The organism is Curtobacterium sp. VKM Ac-2865, assembly GCF_015350905.1.
Classification (GTDB): domain Bacteria; phylum Actinomycetota; class Actinomycetes; order Actinomycetales; family Microbacteriaceae; genus Curtobacterium.
Genome location: NZ_JADKRZ010000007.1, coordinates 57,419 through 71,865 on the forward strand (window position 1 = coordinate 57,419; position 14,447 = coordinate 71,865).

The following is a 14,447-nucleotide window of genomic DNA, read 5'->3' on the forward strand; positions in this document are numbered from 1 at the left end:
AGTCGGCCGTGCAGTCCAGAGCAATCGTCTGCATGTGGACAGATGCGCTCGAACCGGCGGTGGTGGAGGCCCCGCTGGTAGACATGGCACATGACGGTTCGATGGGGAGTCATCGGGACGGGCGGCATCGCCCGGACCTTCGTGGGCGACTGCACCGCTGCGGGGGTGGTGTTCACCGCGGTCGGCAGCCGGACGCAGGAGAGCGCCGAGTCCTTCGCGGCCGAGTACGGCATCCCTCGTGCACACGGCAGCTACGCGGACCTCGTCGCGGACGACGAGGTCGACGCGGTCTACGTGGCCACGCCGCACTCGCGCCACGCCGAGGACGCCCTGCTCGCCATCGCGGCCGGCAAGCACGTGCTCGTCGAGAAGGCGTTCACCATCACCGCCGACGAGGCCCGCGCGGTCGTCGACGCCGCACGACGTGCCGACGTCGCCGTGATGGAGGCGATGTGGACCCGCTTCCTGCCGCAGATGACGATGATCCGCGAGCTCATCGCCGAGGGGCGCATCGGCCGGCCGCGGCTCGTGGAGGCCACTCACCACCAGGCGCTCCCGGACGACCCGACGCACCGGCTCAACGACCCCGCGCTCGGCGGCGGCGCCGTCCTGGACCTCGGCGTCTACCCGATCTCGTTCGCGATCGACGTCCTCGGCGCCCCGACGGCGGTCGCCGCAGCGGGCACCCTCAGCGACCAGGGCGTGGACACGCAGATGGGCATCGTGATGACCCACGAGGGCGGGACGCAGTCGACGGTGCACTTCGCGCTCGACGTGCGCAGCCCGAACACGGCGTCGATCATCGGTGAGGACGGCCGCATCGACATCGACGCGACCTGGTACACCCCGACGACGTGGCGGCTCCGCGACCGGGACGGTGCCGTCGTCGAGGAGTTCGACGGCCGCGAGGAACTGTCCGGCTACGCGCACGAGGTCCGCGCCTTCGAGGCGATGGTCGAGTCCGGTGACCACGAGGGCGGCGCGATGGACCCCGAGGAGACCGTCGTCGTGATGGCCGCGATGGACGAGGCCCGCCGACAGGTCGGCGTCCGCTACGCCGCCGACTCCGCCTCCTCCACAGCCCGGTAGCGCGCGCCCGTCCTCCACACCTCGAGGAAGTCGGCCTGGAGGCTCCTCCCGCAGTTCCGTAGGATCGCTTGCGATGTCCGAGCACCAGTCCTTCCCCGACCGCCTCCGTGGCGGGCTCTCCGCGATCCGCGCGTCGATCAAGCGGAAGCCGCTGCCGTGGGCGGTCGGCGGACTGGTCGCCGTCGTCGCGATCGGGTCCGGCGGTGCCGTCGCGATCGCCTCCGCCGACGCACCGACGGCGACGGCCTCGGCCTCGGCGCGCGGGACGGTCTCCGCCACGCCGACCCGGACGCCCTCGGCGACGCCGACTCCCACCCCGACGCCGACCCCGAGCACCACCCCGACTGCCACGCCGACCCCGACCCCGGCACAGGCGGCGGCTCCCGCTCGCACGTGCTCGATCGCCGGCGCGGCCTCGGCGCCCGGCCTCGGGAACTTCGAGGGCTATGTCATGAACGCGACGACGGGGGAGACCCTGTTCTCCAGGAGCGGCGACACCCCGGCCCAGACCGGCAGCGTCATGAAGACCCTCACGACCGCGACGGCGCTGGCGGTCCTCGGCGGCGGCCACACGATCCCCACCACCGTCACCGACGAGGGCCGCGGCACGATCGCGATCGTCGGCCACGGCGACGCCACCCTGTCGCAGGGCGGCGCCACGGTGTACCCGGGGGCACCCACGCTCGCCCAGCTCGCCCAGCAGGTGAAGGCGCGACTCGGTGCGACCCCCGTCACGACGATCGTCACGGACGACTCCTACTGGAACGACGCCGACGCCTGGGACCCGACCTGGCCCGTCAGCGAGCGCACGATCGGGTACCAGCCGAAGGTCACCGCGCTCATGGTCGACGGTGACCGGGCGAACCCCGGAGCAGCGACCTCGCCGCGTTCCGAGGACCCGGTCGGGCGCGCGGGTGCGGCATTCCGCACCGCGCTCGCGAACGCCGGCGTGGTCGGTGCCGGCAACGCCCAGCTCGTCAAGCGCGCAACGACCAGCCAGACCACGATCGCGACGGTGTCGTCGCAGCCGGTGTCGACGCTGATCGGGCAGATGATCCCGAACTCCGACAACACCCTCGCCGAGATGCTCGCCAGGATCTCCTCGCGGGAGTCCGGCGGCGGTGGGTCGGCGGCGTCGCTCTCCGGGGTGTACCAGAAGGCACTCGCCACCTACGGGGTCGACCCGGCCGGCATCGTGATCAAGGACGGCTCCGGGGAGAGCGCCGCCAACGCCGTGTCGCCGGCGTTCGTGGCGCACCTGATGGTCCCGGTCGCCGCGGGGGCGAAGGGCCTCGGCACGCTGGCCCAGGTGCTGCCGGTGTCCGGCCAGTCGGGCACGCTCACCAGCCGCTTCACGGGGGCGAACGCCGTCGCCCGTGGCGCGGTGCACGCGAAGACCGGCTGGATCGACAGCGCGAACACCCTCGGCGGGTACATCGACGCCGCCGACGGCACCAAGCTCACCTTCGCGTTCTACGCCATCGGCTCACCGCGGGCCTCGGCGCTCCCGGCACTCGACGCGGTCACCGCGGCCGCCTACTCCTGCGGGAACCGCCTCACGGGCTCCTGAGCCGACGGGTGTTGGATGGGTCCATGACCAGGGCTCTCCTCGTGGTGGACATGCAGAACGACTTCACCGAAGGCGGTGCGCTCGGGGTCGGCGGCGGCAACGCGCTCGCCACCCGCATCAGCGCCTTCCTCGCTCGACACGCTGGGGAGTACGACCTCATCGTCGGCTCCCGCGACTGGCACGACGCCGCCGGGGACAACGGCGGCCACTTCGCCCGCGCGGACGCCCCCGACTTCGAGACGACCTGGCCGGTGCACTGCGTCGCGGGCACCCCGGGCGCCGAGTACCACCCCGACCTCGACACGGCGCCGATCGACGTCCACGTGATGAAGGGGCAGGGCGCCCCGGCCTACTCGGCGTTCGAAGGCACGACGGAGTCCGGCCAGGACCTCGCCGACGTGCTGTTCGACCGTCAGGTGCACGAGATCGACATCGTCGGCATCGCCACGGACCACTGTGTCCGCGCCACCGCCGAGGACGGCCTGCGCGCCGGCCTCGACGTCGTGGTGTTCGAGGACCTGGTGGTCGGGGTGGACCCGACACGCAGCGCCGCCGCACTCGAGGAGATCCGGAACGGCGGCGGCCACGTCGACCGGAGTGACATGGACAAGGGGCTCGCGAACCCCGGAGGAGCACAGCTGTGACGACGAACGACACGACCACGAACGACATGACCACCACGACCGTCGCCGACGAGCACGTCCGCGTCGAGGGCGTCCCCACCGGGCTGCTCATCGGCGAGACCTGGCGTCCCGCGACCGGCGGACGGACCATCGCCGTACAGGACCCCTCGACCGGTGCCGTCCTGGCCGAGGTCGCCGACGCCACGCCCGAGGACGGCATCGCCGCGCTCGACGCCGCGGTCGCCGCCCAGGACGCCTGGGCCGCCACCGCACCCCGCAAGCGCTCCGACGTCCTCCGCCGGACGTTCGACCTGGTGCACGAGCACGCCGACGACCTCGCGGCCCTGATGACCCTGGAGATGGGGAAGCCCCTCGCCGAGTCCCGGGGCGAGGTCGTCTACGGCGCCGAGTTCCTGCGCTGGTTCTCGGAGGAGGCCGTCCGCATCGGCGGCGACTACCGCACGAACCCGGAGGGCACGGGCCGCGGCATCGTGCTGAAGCGTCCGGTCGGCCCGGTGTACGCGATCACGCCGTGGAACTTCCCGCTGGCGATGGCGACCAGGAAGATCGGTCCCGCGCTCGCCGCCGGGTGCACGGTCGTCATCAAGCCCGCTGACCTCACACCCCTGACCACGCTGTTCCTCGCGGAGCTGTTCCGCCGGGCCGGGCTGCCGGACGGTGTCCTCAACGTGGTGACGTCCTCGGACGCCAAGGAGCTGTCGGCACCGATCATCGCCGACCGCCGGCTGCGCAAGCTCACCTTCACCGGCTCGACGCCCGTCGGGTCGGCGCTCCTCAAGCAGGCCGCCGACAACGTCCTCCGCACGAGCATGGAACTCGGCGGCAACGCCCCGCTGCTCGTGTTCGACGACGCCGACCTCGACACCGCCGTCACCTCGGCGATGCAGGCGAAGTTCCGCAACGTCGGTGAAGCGTGCACGGCCGCGAACCGCTTCTTCGTGCAGGACGGCATCGCCGACGCGTTCCTCGCGGCCCTCACCGCGAAGGTCGAGGCGCTCCGCATCGGCCGCGGCTCGGAGGACGGCACCACCATCGGGCCGCTCATCGACGGCCGGGCGGTCGACAAGGCCGCCGCGCTCGTCGACGACGCCGTGGAGCGCGGGGCCCGACTCGTCGCGGGCGGTGAGCGGGTCGACCGCCAGGGGACCTTCTACGCACCCACCGTCCTCGACGACGTGCAGCCCGGGTCCGACATCCTCACGACCGAGATCTTCGGGCCGGTCGTGGCGATCACCCGGTTCCACACCGAGGACGAGGGCATCCGGCTCGCGAACGACACCGAGTACGGGCTCGTCGCCTACGCCTACACGTCCGACTTCGCCCGCGGGCAGCGGCTGGCCGAGCGCCTGGAGACCGGCATGCTCGGCCTGAACACCGGCGTGGTGTCGAACGCCGCGTTCCCGTTCGGCGGCGTCAAGGCCTCCGGCCTCGGGCGGGAGGGCTCGCACGAGGGCATCGAGGAGTACCTCGAGACCGTGTACGTCCTGACGCCCGACCCGTTCGCGCAGTAGTCGAGTCCGGCGGTGCCGGTCGGCCCCGCTAGACCAGGAGCTGGTGCTTCGCCAGGTCCCGGTAGAGCGGGGTCGACTCGACGAGCTCCGAGTGCGTCCCGACACCGACGACCCGGCCGTGCTCGAGCACGACGATGACGTCCGAGTCGACCACGGTGGACAGTCGGTGCGCGATCACGAGCAGGGTGCGGTCCTCGGCGACGGCGTCGATCGCCAGACGCATCTTCTGCTCGTTCACGCCGTCGAGCGAGGACGTCGACTCGTCGAGCAGCAGGATCGGTGGAGCGGCGAGCAGGGCACGGGCGATCGCCAGGCGCTGACGCTCACCACCGGAGAGCATCACGCCGTCCTCGCCGACCTGGGCGTCGAGCCCGCGGGCGTCGCGGTGCAGGACCTCGCCGAGGTTGACGGCCTCGAGCACGCGGACGCAGTCCTGCTCCGACGCGGTCGGGGACCCGAGCAGCAGGTTGGCGCGGATGGTGCCGGCCAGCACGGGGGCGTCCTGTTCGACGTACCCGATCTGGGCGCGGAGCTCCTCGCGGTCCAGCCCGCGGACGTCGATGCCGCCCAGGCGGATGACGCCGTCGGTCGGGTCGTAGAAGCGCTCGATCAGGGCGAGGGTCGTGGACTTGCCGGCGCCCGAGGGCCCGACGAGGGCGACACGCGATCCGCGGGGCACCCGGAAGGACACGTCGTGCAGCACCGCCTGCTCGTCCTCGGCTGCCCCGGCGACCCGACCACGGCCTCCTGTCCGGTCAGCAGGGTCGGCGGACGCGACCGCACCGTCGGGACCGGACGCGTCGGCGGAGCGGGCGTACCGGAACGTCACGTGCTCGAACGTGATGGCGTCGTCGGTGGCGACCGCGGCGGCGGGACGGACGGTGGCGTCGTCCTGGTCCTCGGTCGGCAGGTGCAGGATCTCCTCGATCCGGCCGAGCGCGCCGAGCGCCTGGGCGACGGCGACCGCTGCCCCCATGGCCTGGCCGAGCGGCATGATCATCATGAAGAGCAGCAGGATGAACGTGATGAGCGTGGCGATGGTGATCGTGCCCGCGGCGACCTGGGCCCCGCCGACGCCGAGGACGGCGATGAACGCCACCTGCATGACGATGCTCGCGACGGGGACGACGAACGCCGACATCTTCGCGATGTCGAGCCCGCGGCGGTAGGCCTCGGTCGCGTGGGTGTCGACCTCGGTGACCTCGCGCTCCGTGGCACCGGCGGCACGGATGGTGCGGACGGCGCCGATGCCGCGCTCGACCGCGGCCGTCAGGTCGCCGACCTTCTCCTGTGCGCGCTTCGACGCGACGCGGATGCGGCGGCTGAGGCCACCGACGACGACGATGGCGACGAGGACGATCGCGAGCGTGATGCCGAGCAGCAGGGGGTCGATGATCGCCATCGCGATGATCGCGCCGATGAACGTGAGTGAGCCGCCGATGGACTCGATGAGGCCCTGGGTCAGGACCGCTCGCAGCAGCGTGGTGTCGCTGCCGACGCGTGACACGAGGTCGCCGGTGCGACGGGTGTCGAACTCGGAGATCGGCAGGTTGAGGATGCGCCCGATGAGCTTGCGGCGGGTGGAGAGCACGACGCCCTCGCCCGCCCGCTGCAGCAGGAAGTGCTGGATGCCGTTGAGCAGTCCCGCGACGATGACGAGTCCGACCAGCAACCACACGAGCATGCTCAGCGTGTTGCCGTGCTGCACCGCGGTGATCACCTGGTTCACCAGGAGCGGCTGTGCGAGCGACGCTCCCGCGCCGAGGATGCTCAGCACGATGATCACGACCATCGCCGGCTTGTTCTCGAACAGGTAGGACAGCAGACGTCCGAACGTGGCACGGGGGCCGTCGGTCGTCTTCGGGCGGGCGAAGGGGAGGCTCATTGTGTCCTAGTTTCTGCCGTACTTCTTGTGCACTGCCTGGCGACTGACGCCGAGGAGCGTCGCGATCTCCTGCCACGAGGCGCCGGCGATGCGGGCGCGGCGGGCGGCGAGTTCCTCGGTGCGGTCGAGTTCCCGGCGCAGGTCGCGCACGCTGGCGAGCGCGGAGAAGGGGTCGTCCCCTGATGCTCCCGCTGCGAGGTGCGTGATCGTCGGCCGGTCCATGGGTGTCAACGTACATTGACGCGCCGACATCCGTCAACCTGGGTTGACGCGGCAGGGTTGCGGCGGACCCGGAACGACAAGGTCGAGGTCGTACGACAGCGAGCTTGTCGTTCCGGGTCGGGAGGGGGACCGGGGGAGCGGGAGCGGGCGCCGGGCCGGCCGCAGACGGACGGGAGGCCCGGTGCCAGCTGGCACCGAGCCTCCCGTCCATGGGGTGGTCGCGACTACCGCGCGCGCTCGGGCGACACGACGCCGGCGCGAGCCGCGTCGGCCTCGCCGAAGTCGCTGCCACGGGTCTCGCGGACGAGCAGCAGCGCGACGAGGGTGACCACGGCCGCGATGGTCAGGTAGAGCCCGACGAGGAAGATGTCGCCGTCCGGCTTCCACAGCGCCAGGGCGATCGTCGGTGCCAGCGAGGCACCCAGGATCGACGCGATGTTGTACGCCAACGCGGAACCCGTGTACCGGACGTTCGCCGGGAACAGCTCCGGCAGCAGCGCGCCCATCGGGCCGAACGTCAGACCCATGAGCGACAGGCCCACGATGAGGAAGGTCACCACGGTGATCGGGCCCTGCGACGCCGCGAACCAGAACTGGAACGTCAGGCCGAACAGCGCGATGCCGATCGTGGTCGGGATGAGCGTGCGACGACGTCCGAACTTGTCGGCGAGGACCCCGGCGATCGGGGTGAAGATGCCGAAGAACACGACGCCGATCATGAGCAGCGTGAGGAACTCACCGCGGGAGTAGCCGAGGCCGACCTTCGGCACGAGCGCCGACGCGGTGGCGCCGGTGGTGCCGTACGACAGCGTGAACGTGGTCATGAAGTAGAAGAGCACGTACGTGGCGACCATGCCGAAGGTGCCGACGATGACGGCCTTCCACGAGGTGCGGAACACGCGGCCGAGCGGGATCTTCGCGACCGTGCCGGACTCCTGTACGCCGCGGAACACGGTCGACTCGACCAGACGGAAGCGGACGTAGAGGCCGATGAGCACGAGGACGGAGGACAGCAGGAACGGCAGGCGCCATCCCCATGCCTGGAAGTCGGGGTTCGGGGTGCCGTCGGCGCCGGCGGGCATCGCGGCGTTGATCGCGATGAACAGGCCGTTGGCGAGCAGGAACCCGATCGGGGCGCCGAGCTGCGGCATCGAGCCGAAGACGCCGCGCTTGCCGGCGGGGGCGTTCTCGGTCGCGAGCAGTGCCGCGCCGGACCACTCACCGCCGAGGCCGACGCCCTGGGCGAAGCGCATCACCGCCAGGAGCACGGGCGCCCAGATGCCGATCGTGTCGAACGTCGGCAGGCAGCCGATGAGGAACGTCGCGGTGCCCATCACGAGCAGCGAGGCGACGAGGGTGGTCTTGCGGCCGATGCGGTCCCCGAAGTGGCCGAAGATGATCGACCCGACCGGGCGGGCGAAGAACGCCAGCGCGAAGGTCACGAACGAGGACAGCTGCGATGCGGTCGGGTCCTCGTTCGGGAAGAAGAGCGTCGGGAACACGAGGACCGCGGCGGTCGCGTAGACGTAGAAGTCGTAGAACTCGATCGACGTGCCGATGAGGCTCGCGACGACGACCCGCGACCGCGGGTTCGTCTTCTGGGTGGGGGCAGGTGCAGCCGATGTGGCGGGCATGGTCGTTCTCCGTGCAGAGCACCCGGAGCGGGCGCGGCTGTGCCGAACGGCGGACACCGTGTGGGCCGCGTGGTGGGCGGTGACCGACGGGTGCGCTCGGGAGGTGGTGGACCGCTCGTGACGGAAGCCACCAGTCTACGACGGTCGTCGCGTACCTGCGAATCCGCCGTGACCGCCCACGGCGTCAGTTGTGTGCGCCGGCCTCGAGGTGCGCGGGGAGCTGGTGGCCCATGCGGTCGCGCTTGGTGTCGAGGTAGCCGGCGTTCTGTGCGGAGATGCCGACGACGAGCGGCACGAGTCCGTCCACCGTGATGCCGTGCTCCTCGAGCTGCCGGCGCTTCTCCGGGTTGTTCGACAGGAGCCGGACGCGGCTGATCCCGAGCTCGGTGAGGATGCCAGCGGCGCCGCCGTAGGCCCGGGAGTCGGCGGGCAGCCCGAGCGCCAGGTTGGCGTCGAGGGTGTCGAGGCCGTCCTCCTGCAGGCGGTAGGCCTTGAGCTTGTTCACCAGGCCGATGCCGCGGCCCTCGTGCCCGCGGAGGTAGATGACCACGCCGCCCTCGGCCGCGATGGTGTCGAGCGCGGCGTCGAGCTGGGGGCCGCACTCGCACTTCAGCGAGCCGAAGGCCTCACCGGTCAGGCACTCGGAGTGCACGCGGACCAGGGCGCCGTCGGTCGGGGCGGAGCCGTCCGGGAGCGCACCGATGATCGCGACGTGCTCTGCTCCGGTCACCAGGTCGTGGTAGGCGCGCATCTCGAACGTGCCGTGGGTGGTCGGGACGTTCGTCGCGACCTCGAACCGGACCGGACTGCCCGGGGTGGGGGATGTCAGGGCGTCGGTCATGTGGTGCTCCGGTCGGTACGGGCCCCGTCGTCATGCTGCACGGGTCCGGGGGGCTGTGTGGGGACAGCGGCGGCCGGCCGGGCACGCACCAGCAGGTCGGGGCCGAGGCTGGTGGTCGATAGTACGTCCAACCGCAGACGGTCGCGCATGCTTCCCACGCCGATGTCCCCGAGGGCGACCCGCGGGCCGCCGAGCAGCACCGGGGCGACGTAGGCCAGCACCTCGTCGACGAGTCCTGCGGCGAGCAACGCCGAGGCGACGGTGGGGCCGCCCTCGACGAAGACGGTGCGGACGCCCTCGGCTGCGAGTGCCTGGAGTGCACGGTCGAGGTCGTGTCCGGGGAGGTGCAGGAACCCGCGCGGGTGGCGGCGGACGGCGGCGTCGGCCGGGACGGCGCGGTCGCCGAGCACGACCGCGAGCGGCTGGTCGGCGAGGAGCTCGCCGGCGTCACCGCGGGCGGTCAGCGAGGGGTCGTCGGCCAGCACGGTACCGGTGCCGACGAGGATGGCGTCGTGGGCGGCGCGCTGTTCGTGGACGTGCTGTCGCGCCGCGGCGCCGGTGATCCACCTGCTCGACCCGTCGGCTGCCGCGGCCCGGCCGTCCAGGCTCGACGCCCACTTGACGGTCACCCACGGGCGGCCCAGCCGGACGGAGGTCAGCCAGCGCTCGAGGAACGCGGTCGCCTGGTCGGCGAGCACGCCGGAGACCACGTCGACCCCCGCGGCACGCAGCCGGTCGGCACCGCCGTGCACGGCAGGACCCGGGTCGTCGATGGCGTAGACGACCCGTGCGACGCCGGCGTCGATGAGCGCCACGGAGCACGGGCCGGTGCGACCGACGTGGTCGCAGGGTTCGAGGGTGACGACGACCGTCGCACCGCGCTGCTGCTCGGGCGTGAGCTGCGACAGGGCGTCGACCTCGGCGTGCGGGGTGCCGGCACCACGGTGGTGGCCCTCGGCGATGGTGGTGCCGTCGGGGTCGAGCACGACGGCACCGACGCGGGCGTGGTCACCGAGCACGGGGCCGAGCGCCGCGAGCTCGAGCGCCCGGCGCATGGCCCGCACCTCGGTCTCCGACACTGCCCTGCTGTCCACGAGCCGAGACTACCGGGACGCCGGGTCGGCCCCTGGGGCCTTGCCCGGAGCGTACGACTCGGACGGCCACGGCAGGTCGGACGCCGGGGCGCCGTCGGCCCGACGGAGCCCCTTCCACGCCGACGCGGGGGAGCCGTCCCGGTTCGGGATGTTCGCGGTGCCGGTGCCCGTGTAGGAGAAGTCCGCACGCCGGGCGACGTCCGCCGACGCCACGTTGCCGACGTAGCACTCCCAGTACACGTCGGGCGCGCCACGGTCGAAGGCCCAGTCGACGACGAGGGCGACCGCGTCGTGCACGAGCCCCTGCCCGCGGGCTCCCGGAGCGAGCCAGAAGCCGAGGTCACGGTGGGCGGTGCGGAAGGAGATCACGCCCTCGAGCCAGATGGAGCCCTGTCGGCGGATCGCCCAGGTGTACTCGCGGTCGGACGCCCACCCCGGCCCCACGAGGGCGTCCACGAAGGCGGCGGCGTCCTGCGGGCGGTACGGCGTGGGGACGGTCGTCCAGCGCACCACCTCGGGGTCCTGGCAGCCCTCGGTGATCGCGACGGTGTCCGCGCGGGTGGGGACGTCGAGGCGGACCCGTTCGGACTCGAGCGTGACGGGGAGCACGTCAGCGCCGGACGCGCGGGACGAACCCGATGCGGTCGTAGACGCGGGCGAGGGTCTCGGTCGCGATCGACTCGGCACGCTCGGCGCCGAGGGCGAGCAGACGGTCGAGCTCGGCCGGGTCGTCGAGGAGCTCCAGCGTGCGGGCGCGGACGGGTTCGAGCTCCGCGACGACGGCGTCGGCCACCTCGCCCTTGAGGTCCCCATAGCCCTTGCCCGCGAACGCGGTCTCGAGCTCGGCGACCGGCGTGCGCGTGAACGCCGACAGGATCGCCAGCAGGTTCGTCACACCGGGCTTCTCGGCGCGGTCGGCGCGGATCTCGCGTTCGGTGTCCGTGACCGCCGACCGGATCTTCTTCGCGGTGCGCTTCGGCTCGTCGAGGAGCAGCACGAGGCCCGAGTCGGAGGCTGCGGACTTGCTCATCTTGCTGGTCGGGTCCTGCAGGTCGTAGATGCGCGCCGTGTCGGCGAGGATCCGGGCCTCCGGCACGACGAACGTGTCGCCGAACCGGGAGTTGAAGCGTCCGGCGAGGTCGCGGGTGAGCTCGACGTGCTGGCGCTGGTCGTCGCCGACGGGCACCACCTGGGCGTCGTAGAGCAGGATGTCGGCGGCCATCAGGATCGGGTACGTGAAGAGCCCGACCGATGCCGCTTCTGCTCCCTGCCGGGCCGACTTGTCCTTGAACTGGGTCATCCGGCTCGCCTCGCCGAACCCGGTGAGCGTGTTGAGCACCCACGCCAGCTCGGCGTGCGCCGGCACGTGCGACTGGACGAAGAGCGTCGATCGCTCCGGGTCGATGCCGGCGGCGATGTACTGCGCCGCGGTGCGCCGGGTGTTCTCACGCAGGGCGGTGGGGTCCTGCGGGGAGGTGATCGCGTGCATGTCGACCACGCAGAAGATCGCGTCGTGGTCGTCCTGCATGTCCCGCCACTGCATGAGCGCGCCGATGTAGTTGCCGAGGTGCAGCGAGCCAGCGGAGGGCTGGATGCCGGAGAAGGTGCGGGGGTTGGTCATGGTGCTGGTTCCAGTCCTGGACGGAGAAGGGGAGCGGGGTCAGAGCTCGTAGTCGACGACCACGGGGGCGTGGTCGGACCATCGCTGGTCGTAGGCGTCGGCGCGGTCGACCGTGTAGGTCCGGACCTTCGCGGCGAGCTCGGGCGTGGCCATCTGGTAGTCGATGCGCCAGCCGGAGTCGTTGTCGAAGGCCTGCCCGCGCCAGGACCACCACGTGTAGGGCCCGTCGACGTCGCCGGCCTGCTGACGGCCGACGTCGACCCAGCCGAGGCCCGGCCCCGTGGAGCCGTCAGCGCCCTCGACGGGTTCGCCGTCCGCGCCGAAGAAGCGGCTGAAGTAGGCGCGCTCCCGCGGCAGGAAGCCAGCACGCTTGACGTTCCCCTTCCAGTTCTTGATGTCGCGCGGGTCGTGCCCGACGTTGAGGTCGCCGACGACGACCGCGAGCGGGTTGTGCGCGCGGACCGCGGGCAGCCGGGCGGTCATGGCGTCGAGGAACTTCCACTTCTCGTCCTGCTTGGGGGTGTCGGCTTCCCCGGAGTGGACGTACGTCGACACGACCGTGACCGTCGTGCCGTCGATCTCGTAGTCGGCTTCGAGCCAGCGGCCGGCGGAGTCGAACTCCGTGGGGCCGAGCTCGACGCGGTGGACGTGCGCACGGTGCCGGGAGGCGATGGCGACGCCGGCGCGGCCCTTCGCCGAGGCCGGGTCGTGGACGACGTCCCACTCGTCGCCGAGCAGCCCGGTCAGGTCGTCGCTCGACGCGCGGACCTCCTGCAGGGCGAGGACGTCCACGTCGCGTGTCGCCAGCCAGTCGCCCATGCCCTTGCGGAAGGCGGCGCGCACGCCGTTCACGTTGACGGATGCGAGGCGCAGGCGTGTCATGCAGAACACCTTATCGGCGGTGGCCGACACCCTGCGGACGTGGGCAGCGAACGACTGGAGGCCCGGTGCCAGCTGGCACCGGGCCTCCCGTCGGGGACGCAGGTCGCGGTCACCGCGACCCGTGCGGTCAGGCCGCGTCGTGGTCCGTCTTCAGGAACTCGACCAGGCTGTCAGCGGTGGTCTCGGCGTCGTCGCCGGTCACCGTGAGCGTGACCTCGTCGCCGTTCTCGACACCGAGGCCGAGCAGGCCGAGGATGCTGCCGGCGTTGGCCGACTTCTCGCCCTTGGCGATCGTGACCTGGTGCCCGGACGCGGTGACGCTCTGGACGAACAGCGACGCCGGGCGGGCGTGCAGACCGGATCCGCTGGCGACGGTGACGGTGCGGGTGGCTTCGGACATCGATGAACTCCTTCGACGAGATGGTCGGCCCATGCTAGCGAGCCGGTGGTCGGGGAACCCCGACGGTCAGGACCGGCCGGGCCAGAAGACCTCGGCGCCGGCGGCCTCGACCTCGCGGACCAGGTCGAGGTTGACCGCAGGGTCGGTGATGATCGTGTCGATCGCGGCGAGGGGGGCGACGCGGCCGAACTCCTCGCGACCGAACTTCGTGTGGTCGGCGAGCAGGATGCTCCGTCTGGCTGCCTTGATCATCGCGGACTTCACGGCCGCCTCGGCGACGTTGTGCGTGGTCAGGCCGCGTTCGGGCGTGATGCCGTTGATGCTGATGAACGCGACGTCCACGCTGACCATCCCGATGAGCTGGTGCGTCCACGTGCCGACCCCCGCGAGCGAGTCGCTGCGGATGTTCCCGCCGAGCAGGTGCAGGTCGATGCCCGGGCGGTTCGCGACGGCCATCGCCACCGGCAGCGAGTGCGTGACGACGGTGAGCCCGCGGTCGGTCGGCAGCATCTCGGCGAGGCAGATCGTCGACGTGCCCGCGTCGATCATCACCGAGCCGTTCTCGGGCAGCTCCTCGAGCGCGGCCTCGGCGATCACCATCTTCTCCGGCTGGTTGATGCCGCCGCGGTCGCCGACGCCCGGGTGCAGGGTGATCCGCTCGACCGGGATCGCACCGCCGTGGGCACGACGGACGAGCCCGCGGCGCTCGAGCGAGGTGAGGTCGCGCCGGATGGTCTCCGGCGTGACCTCGAGGAGCTCGGCGAGGTCCTTCACGTCGACGCGGCCCGCGGCACGGGCCTGCTCGACGATGCGCTGGTGGCGCTCTGGTGCGTACATCGGACCTCGGTGTCTCGTGGGTGGCGGCATCCGGCTGACCGCCTCGGAGCAGGAGCTGACCACTTCGGGGCGGAACGGACACGGACGGATGCTCGCCGACGGGCAGCGGCCCGAAGTGGGGGCAGGTCAGACCGAAACGGGCATCTGTTTGTGCATTTTTATCCCCGGATGTGTTTGTTTGTCAACGCGGATCGGGGTATGGTGCTCCAAGCCGCAC

At 71.7% G+C, this 14,447-nt stretch carries 13 protein-coding genes and 1 pseudogene; 4 read left to right on the forward strand and 10 right to left on the reverse strand.

Annotated elements, in window-relative coordinates; genetic code table 11:
* Positions 1 to 90 precede the first annotated feature (90 nt).
* From ITJ54_RS15965 to ITJ54_RS15980, 4 genes are all read left to right on the forward strand, one after another.
* Entirely contained in the window at positions 91 to 1,089 is a 999-nt protein-coding gene (locus ITJ54_RS15965) for a Gfo/Idh/MocA family protein (RefSeq protein WP_194629964.1), read from the forward strand.
* A 73-nt stretch (positions 1,090 to 1,162) separates the two neighbouring features.
* Positions 1,163 to 2,659 (forward strand): D-alanyl-D-alanine carboxypeptidase/D-alanyl-D-alanine-endopeptidase, encoded by a 1,497-nt coding sequence (locus ITJ54_RS15970; RefSeq protein ID WP_194629966.1) that lies wholly within the window; start codon positions 1,163 to 1,165, stop codon positions 2,657 to 2,659.
* Between the two features lie 23 nt (positions 2,660 to 2,682).
* Entirely contained in the window at positions 2,683 to 3,303 is a 621-nt protein-coding gene (locus tag ITJ54_RS15975; protein ID WP_194629968.1) for an isochorismatase family protein, read from the forward strand.
* Between the two features lie 26 nt (positions 3,304 to 3,329).
* The gene (locus tag ITJ54_RS15980) at positions 3,330 to 4,814 is read left to right on the forward strand and encodes an NAD-dependent succinate-semialdehyde dehydrogenase (protein WP_194630187.1); all 1,485 of its coding nucleotides are present in this window, start codon (positions 3,330 to 3,332) and stop codon (positions 4,812 to 4,814) included.
* A 28-nt stretch (positions 4,815 to 4,842) separates the two neighbouring features.
* On the opposite strand, the gene ITJ54_RS15985 is transcribed toward ITJ54_RS15980, so the two are convergent.
* The 10 genes and pseudogenes from ITJ54_RS15985 to ITJ54_RS16030 all read right to left on the reverse strand — a co-directional run bounded on the left by ITJ54_RS15985 (position 4,843) and on the right by ITJ54_RS16030 (position 14,230).
* Positions 4,843 to 6,699, reverse strand: a complete 1,857-nt coding sequence (locus tag ITJ54_RS15985) for an ABC transporter ATP-binding protein (protein ID WP_194629971.1) — start codon at positions 6,697 to 6,699, stop codon at positions 4,843 to 4,845.
* A gap of 6 nt (positions 6,700 to 6,705) precedes the next feature.
* Positions 6,706 to 6,921: a hypothetical protein gene (locus ITJ54_RS15990; RefSeq protein WP_194629973.1), complete on the reverse strand. Its 216-nt coding sequence runs from the start codon at positions 6,919 to 6,921 to the stop codon at positions 6,706 to 6,708.
* 224 nt (positions 6,922 to 7,145) lie between these two features.
* A complete protein-coding gene (locus ITJ54_RS15995; protein ID WP_194629975.1) occupies positions 7,146 to 8,555 on the reverse strand; it encodes an MFS transporter in 1,410 nt (469 codons plus the stop codon).
* A gap of 184 nt (positions 8,556 to 8,739) precedes the next feature.
* Positions 8,740 to 9,363: pseudogene (gene ribA, locus ITJ54_RS16000) on the reverse strand (GTP cyclohydrolase II); the annotation flags it as partial.
* A gap of 29 nt (positions 9,364 to 9,392) precedes the next feature.
* A complete protein-coding gene (gene ribD / locus ITJ54_RS16005; RefSeq protein WP_194630189.1) occupies positions 9,393 to 10,451 on the reverse strand; it encodes a bifunctional diaminohydroxyphosphoribosylaminopyrimidine deaminase/5-amino-6-(5-phosphoribosylamino)uracil reductase RibD in 1,059 nt (352 codons plus the stop codon).
* 48 nt (positions 10,452 to 10,499) lie between these two features.
* Positions 10,500 to 11,099, reverse strand: a complete 600-nt coding sequence (locus ITJ54_RS16010) for a GNAT family N-acetyltransferase (protein WP_194629979.1) — start codon at positions 11,097 to 11,099, stop codon at positions 10,500 to 10,502.
* A gap of 1 nt (position 11,100) precedes the next feature.
* Positions 11,101 to 12,111, reverse strand: a complete 1,011-nt coding sequence (gene trpS, locus ITJ54_RS16015) for a tryptophan--tRNA ligase (RefSeq protein WP_194629981.1) — start codon at positions 12,109 to 12,111, stop codon at positions 11,101 to 11,103.
* 39 nt (positions 12,112 to 12,150) lie between these two features.
* Positions 12,151 to 12,993 (reverse strand): exodeoxyribonuclease III, encoded by an 843-nt coding sequence (locus tag ITJ54_RS16020; RefSeq protein WP_194629983.1) that lies wholly within the window; start codon positions 12,991 to 12,993, stop codon positions 12,151 to 12,153.
* Positions 12,994 to 13,120: 127 nt separating this feature from the next.
* Complete coding sequence (locus ITJ54_RS16025) at positions 13,121 to 13,393, reverse strand: HPr family phosphocarrier protein (protein ID WP_194629985.1); 273 nt, start codon at positions 13,391 to 13,393, stop codon at positions 13,121 to 13,123.
* A 66-nt stretch (positions 13,394 to 13,459) separates the two neighbouring features.
* The gene (locus ITJ54_RS16030) at positions 13,460 to 14,230 is read right to left on the reverse strand and encodes a DeoR/GlpR family DNA-binding transcription regulator (RefSeq protein ID WP_194629987.1); all 771 of its coding nucleotides are present in this window, start codon (positions 14,228 to 14,230) and stop codon (positions 13,460 to 13,462) included.
* Between the last annotated feature and the right edge of the window lie 217 nt (positions 14,231 to 14,447).